At 44.8% G+C, this 26,205-nt stretch carries 21 protein-coding genes; 10 read left to right on the forward strand and 11 right to left on the reverse strand.

Annotated elements, in window-relative coordinates; all coding sequences use genetic code 11:
- Window positions 1–206 precede the first annotated feature (206 nt).
- Window positions 207–380 (forward strand): hypothetical protein, encoded by a 174-nt coding sequence (locus tag QUB25_RS12190; protein ID WP_333183506.1) that lies wholly within the window; start codon window positions 207–209, stop codon window positions 378–380.
- A 657-nt stretch (window positions 381–1,037) separates the two neighbouring features.
- Here QUB25_RS12190 and QUB25_RS12195 read toward each other — a convergent pair.
- The 4 genes from QUB25_RS12195 to QUB25_RS12210 form a co-directional block, all read right to left on the reverse strand.
- Window positions 1,038–1,991 carry a hypothetical protein gene (locus tag QUB25_RS12195; RefSeq protein ID WP_333059628.1) on the reverse strand — a complete coding sequence of 318 codons (954 nt, stop codon included), beginning with the start codon at window positions 1,989–1,991 and terminating at the stop codon, window positions 1,038–1,040.
- 124 nt (window positions 1,992–2,115) lie between these two features.
- On the reverse strand, window positions 2,116–2,250 hold the full coding sequence (locus QUB25_RS12200; protein ID WP_333059629.1) for a hypothetical protein: 135 nt from the start codon (window positions 2,248–2,250) through the stop codon (window positions 2,116–2,118).
- Between the two features lie 232 nt (window positions 2,251–2,482).
- Window positions 2,483–2,833: a clan AA aspartic protease gene (locus QUB25_RS12205; protein WP_333183507.1), complete on the reverse strand. Its 351-nt coding sequence runs from the start codon at window positions 2,831–2,833 to the stop codon at window positions 2,483–2,485.
- 11 nt (window positions 2,834–2,844) lie between these two features.
- Window positions 2,845–3,117 (reverse strand): hypothetical protein, encoded by a 273-nt coding sequence (locus tag QUB25_RS12210; RefSeq protein ID WP_333183508.1) that lies wholly within the window; start codon window positions 3,115–3,117, stop codon window positions 2,845–2,847.
- A gap of 181 nt (window positions 3,118–3,298) precedes the next feature.
- Here QUB25_RS12210 and QUB25_RS12215 point away from each other — a divergent pair, with 181 nt between their 5' ends.
- Both QUB25_RS12215 and QUB25_RS12220 read left to right on the forward strand, forming a co-directional pair.
- A complete protein-coding gene (locus QUB25_RS12215; RefSeq protein ID WP_333183509.1) occupies window positions 3,299–3,517 on the forward strand; it encodes a hypothetical protein in 219 nt (72 codons plus the stop codon).
- 69 nt (window positions 3,518–3,586) lie between these two features.
- Entirely contained in the window at window positions 3,587–4,696 is a 1,110-nt protein-coding gene (locus QUB25_RS12220; RefSeq protein ID WP_333183510.1) for a hypothetical protein, read from the forward strand.
- 79 nt (window positions 4,697–4,775) lie between these two features.
- Here QUB25_RS12220 and QUB25_RS12225 read toward each other — a convergent pair whose 3' ends face one another.
- The 3 genes from QUB25_RS12225 to cobU form a co-directional block, all read right to left on the reverse strand.
- Window positions 4,776–6,845, reverse strand: coding sequence for an AarF/ABC1/UbiB kinase family protein (locus tag QUB25_RS12225; RefSeq protein ID WP_333183511.1), 2,070 nt, complete (start codon window positions 6,843–6,845; stop codon window positions 4,776–4,778).
- A 77-nt stretch (window positions 6,846–6,922) separates the two neighbouring features.
- Window positions 6,923–7,348: a hypothetical protein gene (locus QUB25_RS12230; protein WP_333183512.1), complete on the reverse strand. Its 426-nt coding sequence runs from the start codon at window positions 7,346–7,348 to the stop codon at window positions 6,923–6,925.
- Between the two features lie 277 nt (window positions 7,349–7,625).
- Entirely contained in the window at window positions 7,626–8,201 is a 576-nt protein-coding gene (gene cobU, locus QUB25_RS12235) for a bifunctional adenosylcobinamide kinase/adenosylcobinamide-phosphate guanylyltransferase (RefSeq protein WP_333059637.1), read from the reverse strand.
- A gap of 207 nt (window positions 8,202–8,408) precedes the next feature.
- Here cobU and QUB25_RS12240 point away from each other — a divergent pair, with 207 nt between their 5' ends.
- Both QUB25_RS12240 and QUB25_RS12245 read left to right on the forward strand, forming a co-directional pair.
- A complete protein-coding gene (locus QUB25_RS12240) occupies window positions 8,409–9,380 on the forward strand; it encodes a glycosyltransferase (protein ID WP_333059638.1) in 972 nt (323 codons plus the stop codon).
- A 101-nt stretch (window positions 9,381–9,481) separates the two neighbouring features.
- On the forward strand, window positions 9,482–10,438 hold the full coding sequence (locus QUB25_RS12245; protein ID WP_333183514.1) for a glycosyltransferase family 2 protein: 957 nt from the start codon (window positions 9,482–9,484) through the stop codon (window positions 10,436–10,438).
- 95 nt (window positions 10,439–10,533) lie between these two features.
- On the opposite strand, the gene QUB25_RS12250 is transcribed toward QUB25_RS12245, so the two are convergent.
- Complete coding sequence (locus tag QUB25_RS12250; protein WP_333059640.1) at window positions 10,534–11,331, reverse strand: cation diffusion facilitator family transporter; 798 nt, start codon at window positions 11,329–11,331, stop codon at window positions 10,534–10,536.
- A 55-nt stretch (window positions 11,332–11,386) separates the two neighbouring features.
- Here QUB25_RS12250 and hpsU point away from each other — a divergent pair, with 55 nt between their 5' ends.
- Window positions 11,387–12,064 carry a hormogonium polysaccharide biosynthesis acetyltransferase HpsU gene (hpsU, locus tag QUB25_RS12255; protein WP_333183516.1) on the forward strand — a complete coding sequence of 226 codons (678 nt, stop codon included), beginning with the start codon at window positions 11,387–11,389 and terminating at the stop codon, window positions 12,062–12,064.
- A gap of 19 nt (window positions 12,065–12,083) precedes the next feature.
- On the opposite strand, the gene QUB25_RS12260 is transcribed toward hpsU, so the two are convergent.
- Together QUB25_RS12260 and QUB25_RS12265 are read right to left on the reverse strand one after the other, a co-directional pair.
- Window positions 12,084–13,412: a response regulator gene (locus QUB25_RS12260; RefSeq protein WP_333059642.1), complete on the reverse strand. Its 1,329-nt coding sequence runs from the start codon at window positions 13,410–13,412 to the stop codon at window positions 12,084–12,086.
- Window positions 13,413–13,417: 5 nt separating this feature from the next.
- Window positions 13,418–19,018, reverse strand: coding sequence for a PAS domain S-box protein (locus tag QUB25_RS12265; RefSeq protein WP_333183518.1), 5,601 nt, complete (start codon window positions 19,016–19,018; stop codon window positions 13,418–13,420).
- A 1,141-nt stretch (window positions 19,019–20,159) separates the two neighbouring features.
- On the opposite strand from QUB25_RS12265, the gene QUB25_RS12270 reads away from it, so the two are divergent.
- Window positions 20,160–21,515: a mechanosensitive ion channel domain-containing protein gene (locus QUB25_RS12270; protein WP_333059645.1), complete on the forward strand. Its 1,356-nt coding sequence runs from the start codon at window positions 20,160–20,162 to the stop codon at window positions 21,513–21,515.
- Window positions 21,516–21,525: 10 nt separating this feature from the next.
- Window positions 21,526–22,686, forward strand: coding sequence for a flagellar assembly protein H (locus QUB25_RS12275; RefSeq protein ID WP_333183520.1), 1,161 nt, complete (start codon window positions 21,526–21,528; stop codon window positions 22,684–22,686).
- 86 nt (window positions 22,687–22,772) lie between these two features.
- Here the strand turns inward: QUB25_RS12275 and QUB25_RS12280 are convergent, their stop codons facing one another.
- The gene (locus QUB25_RS12280; protein ID WP_333183522.1) at window positions 22,773–23,381 is read right to left on the reverse strand and encodes a TetR/AcrR family transcriptional regulator; all 609 of its coding nucleotides are present in this window, start codon (window positions 23,379–23,381) and stop codon (window positions 22,773–22,775) included.
- Between the two features lie 114 nt (window positions 23,382–23,495).
- Between QUB25_RS12280 and QUB25_RS12285 the strand changes: the two genes are divergently transcribed.
- Both QUB25_RS12285 and devC read left to right on the forward strand, forming a co-directional pair.
- Complete coding sequence (locus QUB25_RS12285; protein WP_333183524.1) at window positions 23,496–24,923, forward strand: HlyD family efflux transporter periplasmic adaptor subunit; 1,428 nt, start codon at window positions 23,496–23,498, stop codon at window positions 24,921–24,923.
- Window positions 24,924–24,987: 64 nt separating this feature from the next.
- Complete coding sequence (gene devC / locus QUB25_RS12290; protein ID WP_333183526.1) at window positions 24,988–26,172, forward strand: ABC transporter permease DevC; 1,185 nt, start codon at window positions 24,988–24,990, stop codon at window positions 26,170–26,172.
- Window positions 26,173–26,205: the final 33 nt, after the last annotated feature.

The following is a 26,205-nucleotide window of genomic DNA, read 5'->3' on the forward strand; positions in this document are numbered from 1 at the left end:
CTGTTAGTCAGCCAAATAACACGACTCCCGCGCCCGCAAATCTCAGCTTACAACAGTCAACAGCAGCAGCTAATCCAGGTAGTTTGACAGTAAATTCTGCCAATACTATCCCCGACGATATCTTGCTAAATGGCGGTGCAATCCCAAGCATGATGGCCTTTAGCGAAACCGATGATGACATCCTCATCTACGACTAAAACAGCTTGTTGAGTTCTCTAACCAGCGCTCAAACTCAGCCAATTATTCCTTTGAACGGCACGAAAGTTAATAGTGCAATTTCCCCAACTGCTAATACCTCTGCCAATGACAACAGCCTCTTAATTACTCCGGCTGAAAGTCCCAGCAATCCACTAGCAAATAGCGATTTGACTGGCATTTAGACCTGGTAGTAATTGTAGGTTTTGTTGAGGGCGATCGAATAGATTAAAAATCAGATTTGTTGAAGAAATCTTGTTTTTTGCAGTAATTTTGTAGGATAATTTCTGAGCTTCAACCCTTCTGTTATTGTTGTTTTGTAACCAGAATATTCATTAAAACATTGGCCGCCTCAGATCAATTGTAGGGGGATCGGGCAGCATACTCTTGGTTAGCAACAAAGAAGTTTGCATCCTCTTCTTTGACAAGTTCTGTTGCAAGAAACTGCATCAGCCGAAGCTTGTCAATTTTGGGAAGCTCCTGGATTTATAACATGAGTTCAGCTAATGGCATTCGATCGTCTCTTCGTTTGAGGATTGGTGAAAGTATTGGAGGTGTTAGATTGTCGCATTGGGGCGATCGCTAGCATCTATTTATTCTACCAATTAGTGTGATAGATTGGCTCAGGATTTTCACAAGTAACTTTGCGAGCGCCCATTAAACAGTGATGCAAACCCACTCCGGAAATCGCACTCCAACGACAATTTTCGATTGCCCCCTGACAGATAACCTATCGGTCTAACGTTGCTGTTTAGCGGCTGCCAATAACCTTTCGTGCCTAACCCGATGAAGTTAATTCGGTCGAGTGCAAGCGAGTTGTTATGCGGCGGAAATAGGAGGCTTTATGCCTTTGTTTTTAGTAGGGAAGCAATTTCAATCATTAATTTTCGGCGCTCTGGCTTCATATAATCAAGATTTGCTGACCAGTTCAAAATATCTATGATTTCTGCTGATTTACTGGGAGCAAATTGATTGTTTGTTACCACTCTTCTTAGTGACAATAAAGCACTGTATTGAGTGTAGGGGACCTCCATAATACCAACTGCTCTAGAAACTAACAAATTTATATAATCAGTTGATGTGTTCCACTCAACGTGCTGGTAAGCAGACAAACGCTCTCCCCCCTTGTTGCTATTTAATCTTTCATAAACAGGAAAATTTATAACTTTAGGAATTAAAGTCCACATTGTTGAGGAAATTTCGAGCATTAATTTTGTGCGGTTAGGTCCAAAGGGCATTTCATCTCTAACCCTATCGTAATAGCCAGCCAATTGATCTATCCGCTTCAATGCTTCCGTTGAATCTATATCGCTTGCAGCATCAACTAAAGCTATGGCCTCTCGATAGCGTCCCTCAAGCTGCTGCTGCGTTTCCTGAGATGTTAGATTTATAGCCCCAATATCAGATATTTTTTCTTCGTATTTTTCTGATGCTTCTTGAACACCGTATTTTAGTTTAATTCTCAGTAGATTACTCTCAATTTCCTCAATGCCTTGTTCACGTAACCAATTTAAAGAACCTTGCACTTGCGGAACCTGATAAATAATCCAAGGAAGTAAAATAGGAAGCCAGAAAAGAAAGAGAAGAACTAAAGTTACCGATGTAACCTTTAATTCAACTGAAAAACTCCAAATATTGCTGTTAACTTTATCCGATTTAATATAAATGCTGAGTACGCTTAATATGATTAAGATAATGATAGTAATCGAGTATTTTTTTCTCAAAGCAGAGGAAAGGCCCGAATTGCTACTCAATCGCTCATCTTGATTAATTTTTTGATTTGAATTTCTATTCATACAAGAACACACCACACTTTACACTATACGAGCGACCATAGCTATAAAACTCGGCTGATAATCGCAATTCATAGATAATTTTTCGTATCCACAAAAATTTGGTGGCAACTTCATACCGCGGAATTTACAAGTGAGCTTTCGACTGCACCACAACAGATAAACTAACCGCATAACTTATAATTGTCCCGCAGCTACAGTAGAATACTCTTTCCGAATTCGCTTGCAGTGGAACAGGCTCAGCCACAATTGCCAGTGTCATAACAATCTCCAATTCGCTGATTTGATGGTAGCAGATCTTCAGCTTGTTGTCTGTTTTAATTCAAAAAATAAACCACCCCGATCGCCCTATCGGGGAGAAAAAGTGACATAATTTTGTAAAAACTTGTAAATGGTAAATTGTCGAGCTAGAAGAAAAAGCGATCCTCTACCTTTCGGGAACGCTGCGCGAACGGGATAGCTTCGATCGCGCCTACTTGCAACCTTGAGGACAGCTATAAATCATCGATCGTCACCAACCCGCCTTCTGTAAACTGAATAACAAGTTCTTGCTCATTCAGCAAGGCAGTTCCAAGTAAAGGTCGCCTTCGTGTCGCAATGACTAGGACTTCTCGCTCTTCACCATCCCAAAGGACGATCGCTTCGTGAAGTGGTAGCAAGATTTCAGTATTATCTGCCAAATTTGCGGGAATGTCGTGTCTAAAGGTTAAGCCCATCAATGAAACAGCTTCTAGAGGAAGACACAATTCCCCAGTGAAGCCTGTATCTATTACGAACTCAATAGGTATGCTTGAGCCATTCGGTAGCAAGAAAGTCCGCGTTATAGTTGCGTGTCTATTGGTCACAATCCCAGAAATCACTTGCAGACACGCTCCATGACACCACCAAATGAGACTGCAACGTTATATCCAATGCGAATACCAAAGAGTCGGGCGTTTGGGTGCTTCTTACTAAGGTTACGAGATGCTTGCAATCCAGTTTTATCGACTTCATAATCACCTGTTTCAATGTCGATAATGACCATTTTGCCGATGTTCTCTTCCACCTCGACCTTTTGGCGGATGTTGCTTTCGTACAATTGCTTTGCACGTCGTGCAACTTCTTCGCGACTTAAAAGGATTGCCTGCATATATTGACTCCCGCTCGCTACGCTTTTCTGTGACTCCCTCTATGATAGCCCACGGACAAGCAGGATTAGCATTGCCGTTAATTCAGTAAATTTGTTTTATTTTCTTAAAAGCAACTCTAACCCCTAATAATATGTAACCGGAAAACCCTATTACTCTTGTGAGGAATAAAAGGAAAAACCGATGAACGAGTATCAATTAACACCCCCAAAACACCACCACGTACAAGTAGTTGTTTCCCTAAACCGCGTTCACTTAGAAAAGTATAAAACTCCTGATGCAGTATTAACAAAACTGCTAGAACTTGCCGTCCACACCAAGGTTAAAAACCCGGTTTCTTTCGTTGGAGTGCGTAAATCCTGTACAGAATTAATCACAAATGTAAAATGTTGTTACAAGTAACTTGACAACAGTGAATAAATCTATTTCCAGTGACTATAATTGGAAAAAATATTTTGTAGGGGAAATTCCATGCAGAAACTAACTAGAATTTTATTCACTACAGCTTTAACCCTAACTATCTTGTGTTCTCCCACAGCAGCTTTCGCCAAAGCAAAAATTCAGATAGCCATCCTTTTAGATTCTAGTAATAGCATGGATGGACTGATTGACCAGACTCGTACTCAACTTTGGCAAATTGTTAATTTTTTAACTAAAGTAACCAAAGATGGCGAAGTTCCAGAGTTAGAAGTTGCCCTTTACCATTATGGTAATGACAGCTTACCTTCCTCGGAAGGTTTTGTCAGATTATTAACTGGATTTACTCCTGAATTAGATTTAGTTTCCGAAAAGCTATTTAGTATCAAAACCAACGGCGGTCAAGAATATGCTGGCTGGGTAATTCGTTCGGCAATGCAAGAATTAAACTGGAGTAAAAATCAGGAAGATTTTCGCGTGATTTTTATTGCGGGTAATGAACCATTCGATCAAGGCCCAATAGTTTGGAATCAATCTGTCAATCTCGCTGTCAAAGGAGATACCCTCGTTAATACAATTTACTGTGGTTCAGCCGAAAGTCAGGAGCGACAACTTTGGGCATCAGGAGCAGAGTTAGCAAAAGGCAGTAGCTTCAACATTAATCAAAACCAACAAACTGTGGTAATTAAGTCGCCTTACGACGACGAAATTTCTATTTGGAATACTAAACTCAATCAAACCTACATTCCCTACGGTAGAGAAGGAAGAATAGGACAACAACGTCAGGCTGTTGAAGATAGTAATTCTGGCGCCAATTTTGCTTCGCGTAGTGCGTCCAAAGCTTCTGAATACTATGATAATGCTTCTTGGGACTTGCTGGATGCTCTCGAAAACGGAACAGTTAAACTAGAGGCAATATCAGATGATAATTTACCAGAAATCATGCGAGGGATGACGCTAACAGAAAAAAGAGCATATGTAGCTGGAAAGAAAACCGAAAGAGAGGCGATTAAAAAGACAATTCGCGACTTATCTCAAAAGCGTACAGCATATATTGAACAACAGCGGAAATCTAGTACCAATAGTGGCGAAAATACTGTTGATTACGTAATGATTCAGAGTCTCAGCCAGCAATTAGCCGCTAAAGGATTCAAGCTTAATTAAAAGAACGCAGACAAAATTTCATCTGCGTTCATCTGTGTTGATCTGCTAATATCTGCGGTAAAAAAAACGCCCAATCACACTACTTTGCAGCAGGTAAAGACAACTGAGGCGAAGTTTTAGGATAGCTTCCATTCTCAGGAATCGCAGCGGGTTCGGACGAAAGCAAAAATTCGCGAATTAACCTAGCAACTGCTCTTTGAGCTAAACCGCCGACTACTTTCTGCCCCATGTTCTGCACTTCCGGTTTCACCAACAACTGCGGAAGTAGCTGCAATACTTTCATCGTGTCAAAACCGGGAGTTGATTGCAAAATCTCCCAAATTCGCTTGATGTGTTCTAAGTTTTTTTGTTCGGTTTGTGAAACCACAGGTTGATTTGCCTTGACTCCAAACCATTCGCCGACTACAGATTTGGCGTTAGCAAAGGCGTTGCTGGAAAGTGTGTCGAGACTCTTGACTAATTCCAGGACAATACGATCGCGAATGAAATCTCCTCTTTCGGAAAATAAATATTCTAAAGCTTGGTTCAAGATTTTGCTCACATCGTAATCCTCGCTCTCGCGGGCATTGTTGAGCAAGTTTTCTAAGCGGTTCCAGCGGAATTCGCCTTGTTTGAACAGCAAATCTTGCAGGGATGCTCTCAGTTCCGGTGCGGGGTCGCTCAACAGCCGTTTTGCAACGTAAGGATAAGCTTTGCTCAACACTTTGAATTCGGGGTCAACGTTGATGGCAATGCCTTCTAAGGTGACGAGCGAGCGAATAATCAAAGCATAGTAAGCTGGAACCCGGAAAGGATATTCGTACATTACCGCCGAAAGCTCGTCAGTAATGCTTTTGAAATTAAGTTCGGCAACGCTAGCACCCAAAGCATTGTTAAATACGCCCGCCAAAGCTGGAATAATGGGGGTTAAATCAGTGTCAGGCGTTAAAAACTCCAACTTCACGTAATCTTTTGCTAAACCTTCAAAGTCGCGGTTCACCAAATGCACCACAGCTTCCAACAAGCCGTATCGCTGATAAGGTTTAACTTCGCTCATCATCCCGAAATCGAGATAAGCCAATTGACCGTCAGGAGTTGCCAAAAGGTTGCCGGGATGCGGGTCGGCGTGAAAGAAACCGTGTTCGAGAAGTTGTCTGAGAGAACACTGCACACCCACTTCAATTAAGTAAGGAGCATCGATTCCTTGAGCTTTAACGGCTTCTAAATTCGTGAGTTTGATGCCGGTGATCCACTCCATTGTTAAGACGCGGCGGCGGGTATATTCCCAGTAGATGCTGGGAACATAAATGTCTTTGATGTGGCCGTAGAGTTTGGCAAACCGTTCGGCATTTTGTCCTTCGTGGGTGTAGTCCATTTCTTCGTAAATGCGCTCACCCAACTCGTCCATAATGCTGGCGAGGTCACTGCGAATTACTTTGAAGTTGTTTTGTGCCCAAACTGCAACGCGCCGCAGGATGTAGATATCTAAGCCGATGTTTTCGGCTAAACCCGGTCGCTGGACTTTGATTGCGACTGTTTCTCCGGTTTTGAGTTTGCCTTTGTAGACTTGTCCGAGAGATGCTGCTGCGATCGGATCGGGGCTGATTTCTGCGTAGATGTCTTTGGGGTGGGCGCCCAATTCTTCTTGGATGAATTGATATGCTACTTCGTTCGGAAATGCTGGCAGTTGGTCTTGCAGCGTTGTTAGTTCTTCTAAATATACTGGTGGTACTAAGTCGGGCCGTGTTGAGAGTGCTTGTCCGATTTTGATGAAAGCTGGGCCGAGTTGGGCCAGAATTTCTCGCAGTCGGACGGCGCGACGCTTTTGGTTGGTGGCGGTACGGCCTGTTTTGCCGTCGAACCACACACTGAAGGCAAAGCTAAAAAATGTCCAAACAACGCTCGACAGCCTTCCCCAGACTTGTAGAGGTCGATTTCGGTATAGGGCTGCGATCGCCACTGGATCGTACCGAACAGCATCTCCGGCCAACTCGAAAGCTATGTCTCTGGCTGATTTGAGCCGATCGCCCGTTACGACCTCTGTCTCTAGTGATACTGGTACTGCTTGCAGGGGAATTGTATTTGCATCTGGGAAATTGCCGAGTACAGCCTGAGTCCCTGAATTTACATAAGTTTGCGGGGAGGCTGGCGATACTGTCTTGACATTCATAAATCAGACCTAGTGTGAAGCATTGTAAATATATTGTAACAATTTAAGGAAGAAGACCCTTCTTCCTTCTTATATACTTACTCGCCGCTGCTGGATCTTTGGAGTCGATCGCGAATCCCTGATAGTTGCGATTGGCTGCTGACGGGCGATCGAGGTTGGGGCATTTCGGTATCGGGCCAGTTCGGTAAGTCGTTACAGGGACAGAACTCCGGGGGCATTCCGGTTTGTTTGAACACTACGGGCATAGCGCAGCGCGCGCAGCCACTGATTTCCCAAGCTGGTGTCAGCAGTTGGGCAATTGTTTCGTTTGTGCCTTCGAGGTAACAGTCTCCGCTGTCGCGGGAGATGATTTTTTGCCAGCAGTCTTCAAATTCCTGGCTGTAGCGATCGCCCGCATTTACCGATTTGGGCAGCAGCGCTTCGGAACCGTTGCGAATTAATACTTTTTTGCCTAACTGAAACCAGTAAGCAATATATTTTCTTACTTCACCATCTGATGCCATAACTTTTAGTCAACCCTTCAACTAATTGATTAGTTTAGACTTTTAATTTGAAATGAACACTCTTTCTTAAGAGACATTTTAGCTTTTACATAATTTCAAAATTTGGCTATTCCTCATGTCAAATTGTTGGGCGGTTCCCCCTAGGGAGTAGGTTTTTTGACTAATTTATGTGACTCTTGAGTTTTCAATCTTAGTTAAAATTCTACCTAATTTTCAGTTAAAATTGTCCATCGGCAAACCGAGATGTTTTCTCTCTTGTCGATCGCGACTCCGGCTGTTAATTTTTCGCTACGGGCGGCAGCGGGGTACCCAGAACCCTTAGATCCAAGGCGTAACCTCCGGTGGCGAGATAAACAGTATCGGCGATCGCCCCGATGTGGCGCACGAGAGTGCCGAGGCGATCGCGAAACAGCCGCCCCGCCGGATAAGCAGGCACAACACCCCATCCGGTTTCTTCCCCTACCAAAATTACATCAGCCGCCGCCGACTTCAAACTAGCTAGCAAATCTTGCTGCGTAGTCGCCCAAACAGCAGCTTCTTGTTCCAAAAGATTTGCCGTCCAAGTTCCCAGGGAATCAATCAACAAGCAATCTGAGGGCTTGCTGGCGCGCACAACTGCCGATAATTCGATGGGCACTTCTAGAGTTGTCCAATCAACTGGACGGCGATTTCGGTGCTGATCGAGGCGACGAAGCCACTCCAAATCCGTTTCATCAACCTGGCCGGTAGCCACATAGATTACTTGTTTTCCCGAACCCGCCGCCAGAGTTTCGGCCCATTCACTTTTGCCGCTTCGGGCCGGCCCAGTTACTAAGATTAATTGTCTCGATGTGGTGGGTTCTGAGTTACTCATTAGTCATTAGTCAGCAGTCATTAGTCAGGAGTCACATACAAAGGATTAAACACAATTATCCATTACCAATTACTCATTACCCATTACCCATTACCCATTATGATTTAAACGACCAACTACCAAATGCTTTTTAAGCGATAATAGCATTGATGAGACAATATCAGAGTAAGTCGAGCGAGAACCCCCGTATTTCCCAAGCTGTTATTTATGCCAGATCGTCCTCAGATATCAGCGATTATTTGCACCCACAATCGCGCCGCCTATTTAGGTGGGGCGATCGACAGCTTGCTGGTACAGGATTTTCCCGACAACTTTGAAGTAGTAGTAGTGGATAACGCTTCTAGCGATTATGCAAGCCCCGAAAGTTCCACTTCGCGCACCCGCGAGGTGGTAGAAGCAAGACAGGGCGATCGGCGCCTCAAGTACGTCTGGGAACCCGAAATCGGTCTGTCAGTAGCCCGGAACACCGGCGCTAAGCAAGCTCGCAGCGAAATATTAGCTTATCTCGACGACGACGCTATTGCTGAGCCGAATTGGCTCAGGGTGCTGCAGGCGGCTTATCAAAGCAATCAAAAACTCGCCGTAGCTGGTGGCAAAGTCAATTTGCTCTGGCCTTCTGGAGTCAGCCCGCCCGAATGGCTGTCACCGGGATTAGCCCAGAACTTGGGAGCATACGATTTAGGCGATACTTGCCTGTACGTCACTGCTGCCGGTTTGACTCCCAGGGGAGTAAACTACTCAATCCGGCGCGCTTTTCTCGAACAAATTGGCGGCTTCGATGTCAAACTCGGTAGAGTCGGCAAAAAGTTGCTGTCAAATGAAGAGTTGCGAACCACAGAATTAGCTTTAGAGTTAGGTTGGCAAGTAGTTTATCTACCGGAGGCCCTGGTGCTTCACCATGTCGCAGCAGAAAGGCTCAACAAAGCTTGGTTTCTAGAGCGCGGGTGGTGGCAAGGCATCAGCGAGTGTTATCGCGAACAATTGTCCGATCAAGACGGTATTGCTCAGCTTGGGCGAGGGGGTGAAAGAATCTTGAGGGGTGTCTGGAAGTCTTTTAAATATATTAGAGATCCAGGGCTGCGCTTTGAAAACTTCGTTTTTGCCTGGGGTCAAATCGGTTATTTGAGCGCAGCCATCCGCGACCTGATTTTTGCACCGAAATCGACCAGCAGGCATTAGGCTATAGGCAATATCCCTCGCTGCTCAAGTCGTCGGCGCGGCTGTGCCGATCGCACTTCATCTACAAAAACTCGACCGCATTCAGGTTCAAGCACTCGATTATGACATCTAGTTCATCCAAGATTCCGGTTTCAGTTCTCATTCCGGCAAAAGACGAAGAACTTAATCTACCAGCGTGTCTGGCCAGCATTGCTAGGGCGGATGAAGTTTTCATGGTTGATTCCCAAAGCAGCGATCGCACGGTAGAAATTGCCATCAGCACCGGCGCAAAAGTAGTGCAGTTTTACTTCGACAACCGCTGGCCGAAAAAGAAAAATTGGTCTTTAGACAATCTGCCCTTTCGCAACGAATGGGTATTAATTGTCGATTGCGACGAGCGCATTCCCCCAGAACTTTGGGACGAAATCGCGCAGGCGATCGAAGATCCCAATTTTGACGGCTACTACCTCAACCGCAAAGTCTTCTTTTTAGGCCAGTGGTTGCGTTACGGCGGCAGATATCCCGACTGGAATTTGCGTTTGTTCAAGCATCAAAAAGGACGTTACGAAAATCTCGGCACTGAATCCGTCCCCAATACTGGCGACAACGAAGTTCACGAACACGTCATTTTAGCTGGTCAAGTCGGCTACTTAAAAAATGACATGATCCACGAGGATTACCGCGATTTATTTCACTGGATAGAACGGCACAACCGCTATTCAAATTGGGAAGCTCGCGTTTATTACAATATTATTGAAGGGCGCGACGACAGCGGCACTATTGGCGCTCACCTATTTGGAGATGCAGTGCAGCGGAAACGCTTTCTAAAAAAAGTTTGGGTGTGGCTGCCTTTTAAACCACTGCTCAGATTTATGTTATTTTACTTTATTCAGCTCGGCTTTTTAGATGGAAAAGCTGGCTATATTTATGCAAGGCTATTGAGTCAATATGAGTATCAAATTAATGCAAAACTTTACGAGTTGCGTTGTTGTGGCGGTCAGTTGAATGTGGCAGAACCTGAGCCTACTCTGTCGCCGCCAGTAGTTATAAGTCAGGAGACAGAAGTGAAATTGCCTTAATATTTTGGAGGCATGGGGGAAGTGGGAATTAGGAATTGGTAGTTGGGAATTGGGAATTAGGACAGCCCGCCCATACCGAGTGGCTTGAGACATTTTTATTTAATAAGTTCTTCGAGGGATGGAAAAAGCAATTTTTCTGCGCTCACTTTTTCGCAATCACAAGGCTGTTGACTGGCGGATATTGCTGATACTTTTCCCAGCAGCAATTGGATGCTTTCTATTAGCAATGGTAGAGTTAATAAAATAATTGATGCTGATACTAGCAAGCTAATTAAGCCGTCAGCCCAATTCCAGTGCAGCCACGCTACGGCGATCGCCGCTAAAATTACTCCAACCGACGAAAAAATGTCGGCGACTGCGTGCAGAAACGCGCTTTTGAGGTTCAAGTCGCCGTGACAGCAGGAATGCAAGCAACAAGCATTAATCGAGTTGATGCTTAAACCGACTATGGCGGTAATTAACATCGGCAGCCCTTCTACTTCGGGAGTTGGGGACTGCAAACGGGCGATCGACTCTGCTGCAATCCACAGGGCGATCGCGACTAAACTGATACTATTAATTAAAGCAGCAATGATTTCTCCTCGTTCAGGGATTGACGATTGTGCGATCGTACAATCTACGGATTTACTTTTGCGTTTGGCTGAGGAGTACCAAGTCGCTGTCAAAGTTATTGCTAAAGCTGCTACATCTGAAAAAACGTGACCCGCATCTGCTAATAGGGACAAACTATGAGAATTAAGTGCGGCGATTAACTCTGCTACAAAAAAGCTGCTAAGCAGTACCAAAGCTGTTTGTAAAAGTCGAACTTTGCCAATGCTGGGATTTATATTCTCGCATTGTGCGGTATCCTTGGCGTTTTCAGAGTCAAAATTTTCCTTAACTAGAAATGTCATGCAGCAGCCCTTAAGGTTAAACTCGATTTTAAATTAAACATTAAATTAACTATCAATGACCGATTATATACCAAATCCGAACCAAGATCCGGAAAATTTGAGCGCAAATTCCCCAAATTCGGGAAGAAACGATCGCCAAATTAGCGACAATCACGCCAATACTTTGACAGGCGAATCTTTAGTCGATTTGCGCCGCTACGATCAATCAAAGTTCGATCGAGGAAAGCCTAGTTGGGTAATTTTGCTTTGGTGGTTCCTCCAGGAGATCGCATTTCCTCTCACTCCACACCCTTTTAATCGCATCAGAAGGGGGTTGCTGCGGTTATTTGGAGCGAAAATAGGTCGGGGTGTGATCGTTCGCCCCACGGCTCGTTTTACCTATCCTTGGAAAATTGCCATCGGAGACTACAGTTGGATCGGAGATGATGTTGTATTGTACAGTCTCGATCGAATTGCGATCGGCAAACACTGCGTCATTTCTCAAAAAAGCTACCTCTGCACCGGCACTCATGACCCTCAAGACCCAGCCTTTGGCTTAATAACAGCACCTGTGATCATTAATAACGGCGTTTGGATTGCCGCCGACTGCTTCATTGGCCCTGCTGTAGAAATCGGTGCTAACGCTTTAATCGGAGCTCGCAGCAGCGTCTTTAAAAATATGCCTGCAGGCTTTATTTGCACAGGAACACCTTGTCGTCCCCGCTGTCAGCGAGGAATTAACCAAAGTTCGTAAGAAATATTGCACCGGAAAACTAAGCAGCTTTACAAGCTTGCTGCCGAATAGGAATTTCAATGACGAATTCTATTCCCTTTCCTAATCCAGGCTGGCAGTATAATCTGCCCCCATGCTTTTCAACGATAATTTGGTAACTGATAGATAACCCCAACCCAGTTCCTTTACCGATAGGTTTGGTGGTAAAAAAAGGGTCAAATAGTTTCGGTTGTAAAGTTTCGGCAACTCCCCGACCGTTGTCACTAATATGAATAGCAACCCAATTATCGTCAATTACTTTTGTAGAAATTTGAATGCGGTTCGGGTGTTGTTTGATTTCTGCAAAGGAACGCTGCTGATTCGATTCATCTAAAGCATCAATGGCATTGGAAAGAATATTCATGAACACTTGATTTAATTGTCCGGCATGGCATTCTACTGGTGGAAGCTGACCGTAGTTTTTTATTAGTTCAATCTCAGGATGCTCGGGTTTTGCTTTTAAACGATGATGCAGGATGGTGAGTGTACTATCAATTCCTTCATGAATATTTACAGCTTTCACGTCTGCCTCATCTAGGCGAGAAAAGATTCGCATAGACTTGACAATTTCCTGGATGCGCTGCGTTCCTAAGTTTATAGAGTTAAGAACTTTGATAAAATCTTCTTCCACAAATTCCAGTTCTATTTCATCCATTGCTGCTTGAATCCGAGGGGTGGGATTTACATAATCTTCTTGATAGAGATGTATTATTTTTAGTAAGTTATGAGCGTACTCTTGGGCATAACCCAGATTGCCAGAAATGAAATTTATAGGGTTGTTTATTTCATGAGCAATCCCAGCCGCCATTTGCCCTAAGCCGGACATTTTCTCGCTTTGGATTAACTTAAGTTGCATTTGTTGTAAATCTTCATAGGCTTGGCTAACCTCTAAAACTTTTTGCTCCAATAATGTATTTTTTTCTTCTAACTTCTCAGTTAAAACATGAAGCTTTAAATGCAGTTTGACGCGAGCTAATACTTCCTCCTGTTGGAAAGGTTTGGTAATATAATCTACAGCCCCAAGCTTAAACCCCTCAACTTTATTAGCCGTATCCGAGAGAGCCGTCATAAATATAACGGGAATCTGTTTAGTTTCTGGATTAGCCTGTAATCGACGACAGGTTTCAAATCCATCAATTTCTGGCATCATGACATCTAGCAAGATTAGATCGGGGAGAGCATATTTGACTCGCTCTAGTGCCATTTTGCCAGATTTCGCGACCCGAACTTCAAATCCTTCCTGACTTAAGGCATCAGATAAGACACCCAAGTTGGCTGAATTGTCATCAACTATAAGAATTGTACCATTTGCTTGAATTTCTGAATTCATAAACCTTACTTGTAGGACTGAATAAACGTCAAAATCTCTTCGTCTTGAAAGTCCTTTGCCATCTGATGCAATCTTTTAGCAAATGGAATATATTGGGGAGCTATTTCTTCAAGTAATAGCGCCTGCTTAACTATTTCTAGGAAATTTCCTTTCATAGCCAGTTCGTATAACATTTCCATTTGTGTAGCAGGCGGGGCAATTAGCTCATCGGTGTCTGAGGATCTCGCCTGTGGCTCTTCATTAGCTTCATAAATCCATTCTAAATCAAGATACTGTTGTAATTTTTGCAGGAGTTCCGTTGCCTGAATAGGTTTGGGAATAAAGGTGTTGCCTCCTGCTTCTAAACTTCTGTATTGATCGGTTTCAAATACGCTGGCAGAAGACACAATAATGATGATGTCTTTGAAATTTTCCGATTCTCGAACCCGCTTAATTACCTCGAAGCCATCTAGTTCGGGCATTAATAAGTCGGTAACAATTAAATCGGGCTGCACCTCTATAATTTTTTCCCAGCCTTCCTGCCCATCGTTCGCTTCAAACACCTCAAAGCCGATCGGACTGAGTAAATTGCTAATTACCGAACGGTTAGCCCATTTGTCATCAATAACCACAATCTTAGGTTGGCGGTCTTTGATGCCGATAATCTGCCCGCGATGGTCGATTTGAGATGTTTTTACCCATTCATCGGCTTGAGATAGATGGACATCAAACCAGAAAATACTGCCAACATTCATCTCACTTTGAACCTGAATGGTACTGCCCATTAGTTCTACAATCCTTTTGCTAATTGCCAGTCCCAATCCCGTACCTTCCGTCTGCCGCCTGCGATCGCCTACCTGCTCGAAGGGCTGAAAGATAGCTTGGAGTTGATCCTGTGCAATGCCGGTACCTGTATCGCGTATTTCAAAGCGAATTTTTCCTTCTGTTGCAAAACTGACGATAAAAGTGACACTGCCCTCATCCGTAAATTTAATAGCGTTGCTTAAAAGATTAATTAACACTTGTCGCAAGCGTTTTTCATCCGCACGAATACCGATCGGCAGTTCGGGGCTTGAAGGAAAATGAAAGTGAATTCCCTTAATTTCAGCTCGGATACGACACATTTCTGCGACACCTTGCAGGAACGCCGGGAAATGAAAATCGGTGGGCATTAGTTCCACTTTCTGTGCTTCAATCTTAGACAAATCGAGAATATCATTGATTAAGGTCAGTAAATGGGAACCGCACTGATAAATGACATCAATGCGCGATCGCTCTTCTTCATTCAAGACTTTGGAACGCTGAAGAATCTGCGCGTACCCCATGATGCCATTAAGCGGAGTCCGCAACTCGTGGCTCATGTTAGCAAGGAATTCACTTTTGGCCCGACTAGCTGCTTCTGCGGCTTCCCTGGCTTTTGCCTGTAAGATTTCTGCTTGTTTGCGATCGTGGATATCGATACAAGTGCCAACCCACTCCCGGAGGCTGCCATCTTCATCCAGAAGTGGCACCCCTCTAGCTTGGAAATAACGATAGTTTCCATCCGTTCCGCGCATTCGATATTCCATCTCAAACATGCTTCTGGTTTGCACTGCTTCCATCCACACCTGAACTGTTCGTTCACGATCGTCCGGGTGGATTGTATCTAACCAGCCAAAACCAACCCCCTCAGCTTCCGTTTGTCCGGTGTAAGATCTCATACTCGGTGAATCCTGGCATCTTCCTTCAGCATCAGTTGTCCAGACAATTTGGGAGATGGCAAGGATTAGGGAACGATAGCGTTCTTCGCTTTGTTTGATCGCATCTTCGGCTTGTTTGCGATCGTGGATATCGGTGCAAGTGCCAACCCACTCCCGAATGCTGCTATCTTCATTCTGAATTGGTACCGCTCTAACTTGAAAATAGCGATAGTTTCCATCTGCTGCACGCATTCGATATTCTATGTCATACAGGCATTTTGTTTGCGCTGCTTCCATCCACGCCTGAGCCGTTCGTTCGCGATCGTCTGGGTGAATTGCATCTAACCAGCCAAAACCAAGCACTTCCTCTACGGTTTGTCCGGTGTAAGCTCTCCAACTCGGTAGATCCGGGCATTTTCCTTCAAAATCCGATGTCCAGACAATTTGGGACGTGGCAAGGATTAGCGATCGATAGCGTTCTTCGCTTTGTTTGAGAGCATCTTCCGCTTGTTTGCGATCGTGGATATCGCTACAAGTGCCAATCCACTCCTGGATGCTGCCATCTTCATCCAGAATTGGTACCCCTCTAAGTTGAAAATAACGATAGTTTCCATCCGCTCCCCGGATTCGATATTCTGTGTCATACAGGCTTCTCGTTTGCACTGCTTCCATCCACACGTGAGCCGTTCGTTCGCGATCGTCCGGGTGAATTGCATCTAACCAGCCAAAACCATCAGCCATCTCAGCTTCGGTTTGTCCGGTGTAAGCTCTCCAAGCCGGTTGATCCACGCATCTTCCTTCAGCATCCGCTGTCCAGACAAGTTGGGACGTAGCAGCGATTAGCGAACGATAGCGTCCTTCGCTTTGTTTGATAGCATCTTCGGCTTGTTTGCGATCGTGGATATCGCTACAAGTGCCAACCCACTCCCGGATGTTGCCATCTTCATCGAGAATTGGTACTCCCCTAGCTTGAAAATAACGATAGTTTCCATCCGCTGCCCGGATTCGATATTCTACGTCATACAGGTTTCTCGTTGTCACTGCTTCCATCCAGACCTGATTCGTTTGTTCGCGATCGTCCGGGTGAATTGCATCTAACCAGCCTAAACCAACCACTTCGTCTACGGTTTGTCCGGTGTAAGCTCTCCAACTCGGTAGATCCGGGGATCTTCCTTCAGCATCCGCAGTCCAGGCAATTTGGGATGTGGCAACTATTAGCGAACGATAGCGTTCTTCGCTTTGTTTGATAGCATCTTCCACTTGTTTGCGATCGCTAATGTCATTATTAATTTCGAGTTGGGTACAAGGCTTGCCTTCCCCATCGCGCTGCAATGTCCAGCGACTTGCCACAATAATATGCCGACCGTCACGGGTGGTGTGCTCCACTTCTCCTTCCCAACTTCCCTGCTGGAAAAACTCTGCCATTACGGTTTCTAACGGTTTAGGGAAGACGGTTTCCAAGAATGTGTGAATGTGCTGCCCTACTACTTCCGCTTTTGTCCAACCATAAAGCTTTTCTGCACCTTGGTTCCAGTATGTGATGCGGTCATCCATATCCCGAATAATGATACTATTGCTGGCTAAGTCGAGTATTTCTAGGGTTTGACGGAGCGTTTGCTCGACTTTTTTGCGATCGCTAATATCTCGTGTGGTCGCGATGATACCCAGAATATTGCCATTACCATCCCGCCAAGGAGCTTTTGTAGTGAAAAAAGTCGCGGTTTTTTCACCGTCAGAGACATCTTCCTCGTAAGTCTCAGTGATGCCTGTTGCCATGACTTGACGATCTTTCGCCATAATTGCACGGGCACTCTCAGGCGGCAGTAATTCCAAATCATCTTTGCCGATGATTTCCTCAATTGGCTTGCCTATGAAGTTTGCCAAATTGGAGTTAAGGGCAACATGACGCCCTTCCCGATCTTTAACGACAATGAAGTCTGGTGTACTTTCCAAAATAGAGTTTAGCAGTGCATTACGATCGCGCATCTGGGCTTCAGCTTGTTTGCGATCGCCAATGTTTCGTGCTATGGCGATCAGGCCGAGAATATTGCCATGAGCGTCCCGCCAAGGGGCTTTTGTCGTTAAAAAAGAAGTGTTCTCTGTACCATTGAAAACCTCTTCTTCGTAGGTTTCAGTAATGCCTGCTTCCATGATCTCGCGGTCTTTTGCCATGATGGCAAAGGCGGCAGCAGTGGGCAGCAGTTCCGAATCATCTTTGCCAATGATTTCCTCAATGGGTTTACCGTAAAAGGTTTTTGCCACAAAGGAATTAAGGGCAACATATCGACCTTCTCGGTCTTTAACAACAATTATGTCTGGCGTACTTTCCAAAATAGAGCTCAGCAAGAGGTTGCGATCGCGCAACACAGCTTGCTGTTCGCGCAGAGCTTCTTCAGCTTGTTTGCGATCGGTAATATCTGTATTAGCCCCAATCCATTCCCGAATTGAACCATCCGCGTTTAGAATTGGTACACCACGACAACTCATGTAGCGATATTCCCCGTCATAGCGACGCATACGAAATTCAGATTCATAGAATGATCGATTGGCAACAGCAGTTAACCAGGCAGTAGTAATAGACGAGCGATCGTCTGGATGGATAGCGTTGCTCCCACCCCTTCCCTTGTAATCATCAAATGTCTGTCCTGTAAATGCACTCCAAGTAGGTTGCTCGATCGCCATTTCGCCGTCGGCATTGCAGATCCAAATAATTTGAGCGCTGGCTTCGATCAAAGAACGAAATCGTTCTTCACTTTGTTTGAGGACATCTTCTGCGGTTTTGCGATCGCGAATATCCCGCGTAATAGTGGCAATCCCTACTGGTTCATTAGTCTCTGGATGTTTGACCAGAAATAGGGTGTAGTCTACCGCAATGGGTTGACCTGTCACGAAATGTCTGAACCGGTAATCACTCCGCCACCCCCCCTCTTGCATTAGAGTAGGCAGAACACGCTGCTGTACAAAGTCCAAATCTTCTGGCATGAAGAAGTCGGTAATGTGTTTGGTTCTGGCTTCGTCCAAACTACTGAGTCCAACCAAATCCAGACCAGCCTGATTCAGTAGCATCGGGCGACCATCCATTGAGGCAACGCCAATAAAGTCACGGCTGTTCTCGATCGTTGTAGCGAGCAATTGCCGTTCTTCCTCTGCTTTTTTGCGATCGCTAATGTCCCGTGCAATAGTGGAAATAAACTCGACTTCGCCTGTTTCCGTTTTGTGGACGATTAAAACTTGGGAAACTGGAATTTCTTTCCCATCGTGTGACAAAAACACGGTTTCACCAGCCCAGCTACCCTCTCTTAAGGCGGTTGGAAAGACTTCATTTTGGAATTTTGTCGTTGCCGAGGGAGCTAATACAAAATCTACACTAAACGGAGATCGTGCCTCCTCTGGAGGTACCCCCATCATTTTCTGTCCGGCTTTGTTGAGGTAGACGTTATGCCCTGTTGCATCCGCAATCCCTACGAAGTCGGAAGTTGCTTCTAAAATTGCCGTCAGTCTTGCCTGCTTTTGTTCGGCCCGCTTGCGATCGCTAATTTCAATTACAATCCCACCAAGACCAAAAACCAGGCCATTTTCATCCAACAAAGGATAGTAAGATGCTTGCCAGTAGCGCACGATGCCCGGTTCTTTCGGCGTTTCACCCACTAATTCATAGTCGAGAATTGGCTTGCCCGTATCCAGAATGCCTTGCAGCATTGGTTCCACAGTCGGAGCCAATTCTGGCAGCACCTCACGCACTGACCTACCAATATGGTCTGCCACACAAACGCCATTCATCTGGGCCAAAACTTCGTTAATTTGGACGTACCGAAGTTGGCGGTCAAAAATCAGCATTCCGGCGTTAGCACCTGCAAAAAAAGCGTCGAAGTGAGCCTGTCGCAATGCCTGTGCTGTTGTGTTCTCTTGCGGTTGCGGTTGGGTTTTCTCTGGTGGGAATTTGCTCATGTTGGCTCGTGCATTTCAGCTATTATTCTAAAACTTCTTTCCAATGGCGCGATCGCAAGGTTTTCCTTGTTTCCTATTTGGGTACTGAAGAAAACGTTCAGTAGGGCGACCATTCGCTTTTCCATCGGCGATAAATGTATCCCTTGCGACAATATTTCCGTTAATTCTTCGGATGTATCGCCAAGCAGTTCTATTGCTCATCAATTCTATTCCTAATCAATCCTATTGGTAGAACCTTGGTGACAACCTAAGCTAGGGAAGCGTTTGTCAATCAGCAATTATGCTCAGCATTTACTCTGTTTTTGGGTGGAGAACTTAGATTTGGGCGATCGAGCAATCATGTCTCGCGCCATATTTATTTCCACCCAACCCCAAACCGCCAATTTTCCACTCCTGAACAAGTAAGTATTTTCAGTAATTTTACTGATTGACAAATGTGATTAAGTTATAGTTTGTCCTCCATGTCGGTAGAATGCCAAGTATTCTTGGAACGTTATCAATTTTAGCTATATCCGTTAAATTTTCACTTATAAATACACAAAACGCACGCAACTAGCAGAGTAATAGCAATATGTCTCCCACCAGTTAAAGTCATTGTAATACTTGGATATTTGACTTGTCCACTTAAAGAGTCATTCAATAATCCCTGCTTAAGTTGATAACGGGACTTCAAAAAAAATTAGTGGAGAGTATGATAAACTCGAATCGAGTTAATGTTGACTAAAGTTAGCAGAGCGATCGCTTTAATAATAGATGAGTTTGCTCTTGGAGCGCGCAAAAGTGGCACACTAACCGCAGGCCTGCGAAGACCAGGTATCCTAAAAATTGGCAAGAGGGAGAACTGCGTAGTATGAGGAACCACATATCTATGTAACGACTTCACTGTTTTCACCCTAAAAATAGGTTAAAATTTATGATAACGAGTTCAGTATTTTATTTTTACATTTGGTACTAAAGACTTTGTTTTTAACTACTCCCTTAAAAAATGACAACACAAAAAACTTTATCACCTGAATTTAAATTCAATACAATACCAGAAGAAGTATTGACACAGATCTCGCAAATATTTACAGCTACCCTATTTAAAATAGGTGAAAATTCTGTATCCCTGCAGTCACTGGGGGAACTACTCGTCTTGTTTATGGCTATCCTTGTGATCGCAAGATTTTTTACCAACTTTCTTAAGGAAAGCTTGCTTGTCAGACTGGGAATTGACGAGGGAAATCGGGAAGCGATCGCAGTAATTATTGGGTACTTAATAGTAGCTTTGGGCGTAATAGTCGCCATCCAAAGCATCGGCTTCAACCTCGCTTCTTTTGCAGTAGTTGCGGGGGGATTGGGAGTCGGAATTGGCTTCGGAATCCAGGATTTAACAACTAATTTTGTCAGTGGCTTAACGCTGCTTTTAGACAGACCGGTGAAAGTCGGAGACTTTGTGGAATTAGAAGGATTAATGGGAATCGTCAAAAAAATCTCGATTCGATCGACCATCATCCAAACCACTGAGGACTCTAGCGTCATAGTTCCCAACAGCAAAATGATTAGCAACAAAATTGTTAACTGGAGTTACGAAAACTCGCTACTCTGTCTCCGAGTTCCCGTAGAAGTAGCGGAGAATAGTAACCCGCTGTTAGTGACAGAAACTCTGTTAAATATTGCTTACGCAGAAGCGGGAGTTTTGTACGAACCGAATCCGAAAGTATTGTTTGTCGAGTTTGGTGACGATAGTTTTAAATTTGAACTTTTAGTTTGGACGGACAGGCCGACTGAAAGAGAAATAATTAAAAGTTCTTTGAATTTTGCAATTGAATACAATTTCCGGCACCAGAAAATCGAATTTCCCTTCAATGACAGAGAAATTTATTTGCAAAACCCCGAAGTTCTGTTGTCAATGTTCAACAAAAAAGAAACTGCAATTGATCTCCCCAAGAGTTACTCGGAAAATGAGCAGAAACCGCCAATTTTTGCAGAGAAACTGAAAAAGCCATCGTCCCTTAGCTGTTTGCTACGAGAGGTAGAATACTTTGAAAATCTGACCGATCTTGAATTGCGGCAGTTGATTGAAGTTGGATATCGCAAACGGCTGCGACCGCAAGAATTTTTGTTTCACGAAAACGACCCCGGAGATGCTTTTTACATGATTCTTTCAGGTTCAGTAGAAGTTTTTGTAGAAGCTATTGACAAACATCTGAATAACCTAGGTAGTGGTCAGTTTCTCGGAGAACTTTCTTTGATGTTGGGCATCCCCAGAACAGCTTCGGTAAGAGCTTTGGAAGAAACAATTTTGTTTGCCATCAATAAAGAAGGTTTCCAGAAAGTTTTAACTGAACGACCGGATTTATCTGAACAGATTATTAAAGAAATAGTCAAACACAAAGAAGAACTCAGCGAGAGACAGAAATTATTGCGAGAAATGGAATTAGTAGAGGCAGCAGAAGAGGAGGAAAATCCTGTAGAATGGGTGAGAAAACGGCTAAAAAATCTATTTAGTCTTTGAAATAATTCCTATGACGCGATTTATTCACGATCTCTTTGCCAAAGAATACCTGGAGGAATTGCTGTCGCCGCTCGGAACGGTTAATATCGGCCGCGATGTGACTTCAGAAGTCAGAGAAATCGATGTTTATTTCACTCCCAGCACCGCAATTCCCGAATACTCAGAAACCCTGGGATTGTTGGGAAAAATGGCTAACACAACTGCAATTTTTGAACCGTTTCGCAATCCTGCCAACGTCAGCGAAATTTGTAGCTGTCTGGGCAAGTTATTGGACGTGCGAGGTGAGTTGGAGCGAAAATTTAGGAGAGAAAATACTCGCTATGATGACGCCCAGTTACCCAAACTGTGGATTTTGATGCCCACAGCATCGAAAGCATTGGTAGATAGCTTTAATGCGATACCAGACACAGAGAATTGGATGCAGGGAATTTATTTTTTGGGGGAATCTTTGCGGACTGCAATTGTGGCGATTCACCAGTTGCCAGAAACTCCAGAAACTCTGTGGTTGAGGATTTTGGGCAAAGGGGGAGTGCAGCAAAGGGCTATTTCCCAATTAAGCGCTTTAGCTACAGACGATCCGTTGCGGATTATCGCGCTAGAATTGCTGTATCGGTTACAGTCAAATTTAGTAACCGATGCGCCACAAGAATTAGAGCCAGAAGAGCGGGAGTTAATTATGGCCATTGCACCACTTTTTCAACAACAAATACAAGCAGCACAGCAACAAGCTAGAGAAGAAGGACTAGAACAGGGACTAGAACAAGGACTAGAACAGGGACTAGAACAAGGGCTAGAACAAGGGCTAGAACGAGGCAGACAAGAACAACAGCGCTTAATCTTAGAAAACTTTCTGCGAGTTAGATTTGGAGAATTAAGTCCAAAAATGACTGTTTTTCTATCTCCAATATCCAAGTTGCAGGCGGCGGAATTTACAGTGCTGTTGCTGGCAATATCGATGCTGACCGTCGATGAAACAGGGCGCGAAGCAGCGGTTAAATTGTTAGCTGAAAGTGCGTTGCAAATCCGATCGCCTGAATTGGGCGCTCTTCTGCCTACAGCCGTTACTAATTTATTGGCTTTGCCTGTGACAGAATTGACCTTGTTTGTAGAACAACTGCCACAGTTATCGGCTGAGGAATTGAGGGACAGGTTAGGAAAAACACTTGACTAAAACCTGCGATCGCAGCCATAAAGGGATCTCGCTCATTATGGCTGCGATCGTTCTCAAATAAAATTCCTAAATTCTGTCGATCGCACTTAGGAATTGGACTGAGGCGACAAAATCAAGTGCAGCAGACCGTCGATCAGTCGATCGCGCTCCATTGGAATAATATCTTTGCCGTGCATCATATGCTGCGTTAACTGGAAATATACCAGCGATCCAATAAAAATCCGCGCCGTTGCCTCCGGATCGGGCAATTTTAACTCTGGATGCGATGCGAAATATTGAGTAAGCCGTTCAATTCCCGGTTTAGCTAAGTTTTTCACAAAAGTCTGCGCTAGCTGGGGAAAACGCCCCGACTCCGCAATCACTAACCTCACAAAATTGAGGAATTCAGGTTCCTGCGTCACCTGCTCTAATAGAGTTGTGGCAACGAATCGCAGCGCTACGGCCGGTTCTTCATCCAGAACTGTAAAATGGACCTTTTCTCGCGCCAGCCGCTGTACCAAGGCCACGAATAATCCTTCTTTATCTGCAAAATAGCTGTAAACCGTGGCTTTGGAAACTCCCCCCGTCTTCGCTACCTTGTCCATACTCGTGCCCGCGTAGCCGTGGGTTAAAAATTCTTGCATCGCACCTTGCAGGATTCGTTCGGTTTTGTCACCTCCTGCTGCGTCTGGTTCGAGCGATTTTGTCCTTGCCATACCTTGCTTCTGTAATTTTTATTTAGGATCTTGACATTATTATACTGAACGGTTTAGTATTAAAACATATCAGAACTAAACGGTTTAGTTTTATTTCTTTAAAAGAGGTATGTCATGGTACACCAACCAACAGCAGACAGCTTATCCTCAAATCCATCCCTAGTTAAACAACTTCTAGTTGTGGCAGCACTAGCAACCCTGGCGGCAGGAGGAACCACAGGCTACACGATCTGGCGATCGCGCATACCCGATCCCAACGCAGTAGCCGCAGCAGCAGCCGTCACAGCATCCCAATTAACAACAGTTACAGCCTTGGGACGACTCGAACCCAGAGGAGAAGTAATTAAAGTCTCCGCCTCCGGTGCGGCGGAAGGGAACCGGATCGATCGACTTTTGGTAAAAGAAGGAGACAGGGTGAAAACAGGTCAGGCGATCGCAATTTTGGACAGTCGCGATCGCCTGCAAGCCGCCCTCGACCAAGCTCAAGAACAAGTGCGCGTCGCCGAAGCAAATCTAGCAAAAGTGAAAGCCGGAGCTAAAAACGGCGAAATCCAAGCCCAAAAAGCAACTATTAGCCGTTTATCCGCCGATCGCAGCAACGAGATCGCAGCGCAACAGGCGATCGTCAGCCGCCTAGAAGTCGATCGCAGCACCGAAATAGCAGCGCAACAAGCCACAATTGCCCGCATCACGGCCGAACAGCAAGGGGAAATTCAAACTCAAAAAGCCGCAATTGCCCGCCTACAAGCCGAACTCCGCAACGCTCAAAGCGAGGATCGGCGGTACTCCCAACTCTATGAACAGGGAGCAATTTCCGCCTCAACTAGCGACAGCAAAAGCCTCGCCGCCGAAACAACTCAACAGCAACTCAACGAAGGAAAGGCAAAACTAAATCAAATTCAGCAATCGCGCCAACAGCAGATTAACGAAGCCCAAGCCAAATTAAATCAAATTCAACTATCGCGCCAACAGCAAATTAACGAAGCCCAAGCCAAACTCAGCCAAATTCAGGAATCTCGACAACAGCAGATTAATGAAGCCGTGGCAAATCTCGATCGCATCGCCGAAGTGCGTCCCGTTGACATAGCAGCCGCTGCCGCCGAAGTCAGTTCCGCCGCTTCAGCAGCCAAACAAGCCAAAGCCAATCTGGATCTAGCTTACATCCGTGCTCCCAGAGACGCGCAAGTCCTGAAAATTCACACGCATCCGGGGGAAAGGGTAGGAAACGACGGCATTGTCGAACTCGGACAAACTCGCGAGATGCTGGCTGTTGCGGAAATCTACGAAAGCGATGTGGACAAAGTACGCCTCGGACAAACCGCCAAAATTACTAGCGATGCTTTGATCGGCGAATTGCGGGGAACTGTCGAACATATTGGTTTGCAAGTGCAGCGGCAAAACATTGTTAACACCGATCCTTCTGCGAATATTGATAGTCGAATTGTGGAAGTAAAAGTGCGCTTAGATGAAGCTTCCAGCCAGAAAGTAGCGGGATTCACCAATTTGCAAGTCAAAGTGGCGATCGGGGAAATTAAAGATTAAGAAGACTTAAACCGCAGGGTCCCTTTCTTCAATTCAAAATCCAAAATCTAAAATCTAAAATCCTATGATTGGACTCATAAAACCCTTACAACAGTTAAGACGGAGAACTTCCCTCGGATGGCTGCAACTGAGTCACGACAAAGGCCGAATGGCCGTTGCAGTAGCAGGAATTGCCTTTGCTGACGTTTTGATCTTCATGCAGTTAGGCTTTCAAAATGCGCTTTACACCAGCAATACGCGGCTGCATCAAGCCTTGCAAACAGACTTAGTTTTGATTCACCCCCAAGCGCGAAATTTGATTAATTTGTCTTCCTTTCCCAGGCGCAGATTGTATCAAGCAATGAACGTACCGGGCGTGAAATCAGCCGAGCCGCTTTACGTAAAAATTGGTAACTGGAAAAATCCCGAAACTCGGCGCGAAACGTCGCTGATGGTGGTGGGTTTCAATCCCGATCGCCCTGCGTTTGCGCTTCCAGAAGTTAACCAAAATTTGAGCGCGATTAAATTGCCGGATACCGTGTTGTTCGATCGAGCTTCTAGGGGAGATTACCAAGGAACGATCGCGCAAATCGATCGAGGAAAAGCCGTTAAAGCTGAGGTCGAGCGGCGTACGATTAACGTCAGCGGTTTATTCACAGTTGGGGCATCTTTTGCCGCCGACGGTATTTTGATGACTAGCGATCAAAATTACCTGCGCCTGTTTGCGAGACAAAACGCCGCGAGTGTTAATGCCGGGTTAATTCAACTGCAACCGGGTGCTGACCCCGTGGAAGTTCAACAAGTTTTGAAAGCATACTTACCAGATGATGTCAAGGTACTAACGAAACAAGAATTTATCGATTTTGAGAAAAATTACTGGGCTAAGAATACTGCGATCGGCTTTGTATTTAATTTAGGCGTCGCGATGGGTTTTGTCGTTGGGGTGATTATTGTTTATCAAGTTCTCTCAACCGATGTCAGCGACCACATGGGAGAATACGCTACTTTCAAAGCAATGGGCTACCGCAATGTTTATTTACTCGGCATCGTTTTTGAAGAAGCTCTAATTCTTTCCGTCCTCGGTTTTTTGCCAGGAGTAGGAGTCTCTTTCGGACTCTACTCTTTAACTCGCAAAGCTACAAATTTACCCCTTTATATGACGCTGCTTAGAGCATTTATAGTATTAGTTTTGAACGTGATTATGTGCACTATTTCTGGAGCAATTGCCACTCGTAAACTGCAAGCAGCCGATCCAGCAGATATGTTTTAAGGGAAAATGAATTAGAGAGTATGAAAGACTAAA

This window comes from Microcoleus sp. B3-D7, assembly GCF_036705305.1.
Classification (GTDB): Bacteria; Cyanobacteriota; Cyanobacteriia; order Cyanobacteriales; family Microcoleaceae; genus Microcoleus.

What these genes read in the sequence shown, in the direction of transcription:
- QUB25_RS12230 (WP_333183512.1), bottom strand. Translation starts at nt 7,348, where the DNA reads ATGGCATCAGATGGTGAAGTAAGAAAATATATTGCTTACTGGTTTCAG.
- QUB25_RS12265 (WP_333183518.1), bottom strand. Translation starts at nt 19,018, where the DNA reads ATGAGCAAATTCCCACCAGAGAAAACCCAACCGCAACCGCAAGAGAAC.
- hpsU (WP_333183516.1), top strand. Translation starts at nt 11,387, where the DNA reads ATGACCGATTATATACCAAATCCGAACCAAGATCCGGAAAATTTGAGC.
- QUB25_RS12200 (WP_333059629.1), bottom strand. Translation starts at nt 2,250, where the DNA reads ATGACACTGGCAATTGTGGCTGAGCCTGTTCCACTGCAAGCGAATTCG.
- QUB25_RS12240 (WP_333059638.1), top strand. Translation starts at nt 8,409, where the DNA reads ATGCCAGATCGTCCTCAGATATCAGCGATTATTTGCACCCACAATCGC.
- QUB25_RS12195 (WP_333059628.1), bottom strand. Translation starts at nt 1,991, where the DNA reads ATGAATAGAAATTCAAATCAAAAAATTAATCAAGATGAGCGATTGAGT.
- QUB25_RS12220 (WP_333183510.1), top strand. Translation starts at nt 3,587, where the DNA reads ATGCAGAAACTAACTAGAATTTTATTCACTACAGCTTTAACCCTAACT.
- cobU (WP_333059637.1), bottom strand. Translation starts at nt 8,201, where the DNA reads ATGAGTAACTCAGAACCCACCACATCGAGACAATTAATCTTAGTAACT.
- QUB25_RS12225 (WP_333183511.1), bottom strand. Translation starts at nt 6,845, where the DNA reads ATGAATGTCAAGACAGTATCGCCAGCCTCCCCGCAAACTTATGTAAAT.
- QUB25_RS12250 (WP_333059640.1), bottom strand. Translation starts at nt 11,331, where the DNA reads ATGACATTTCTAGTTAAGGAAAATTTTGACTCTGAAAACGCCAAGGAT.
- QUB25_RS12245 (WP_333183514.1), top strand. Translation starts at nt 9,482, where the DNA reads ATGACATCTAGTTCATCCAAGATTCCGGTTTCAGTTCTCATTCCGGCA.
- QUB25_RS12280 (WP_333183522.1), bottom strand. Translation starts at nt 23,381, where the DNA reads ATGGCAAGGACAAAATCGCTCGAACCAGACGCAGCAGGAGGTGACAAA.
- QUB25_RS12270 (WP_333059645.1), top strand. Translation starts at nt 20,160, where the DNA reads ATGGCTATCCTTGTGATCGCAAGATTTTTTACCAACTTTCTTAAGGAA.
- QUB25_RS12285 (WP_333183524.1), top strand. Translation starts at nt 23,496, where the DNA reads ATGGTACACCAACCAACAGCAGACAGCTTATCCTCAAATCCATCCCTA.
- devC (WP_333183526.1), top strand. Translation starts at nt 24,988, where the DNA reads ATGATTGGACTCATAAAACCCTTACAACAGTTAAGACGGAGAACTTCC.
- QUB25_RS12260 (WP_333059642.1), bottom strand. Translation starts at nt 13,412, where the DNA reads ATGAATTCAGAAATTCAAGCAAATGGTACAATTCTTATAGTTGATGAC.
- QUB25_RS12215 (WP_333183509.1), top strand. Translation starts at nt 3,299, where the DNA reads ATGAACGAGTATCAATTAACACCCCCAAAACACCACCACGTACAAGTA.
- QUB25_RS12275 (WP_333183520.1), top strand. Translation starts at nt 21,526, where the DNA reads ATGACGCGATTTATTCACGATCTCTTTGCCAAAGAATACCTGGAGGAA.
- QUB25_RS12210 (WP_333183508.1), bottom strand. Translation starts at nt 3,117, where the DNA reads ATGCAGGCAATCCTTTTAAGTCGCGAAGAAGTTGCACGACGTGCAAAG.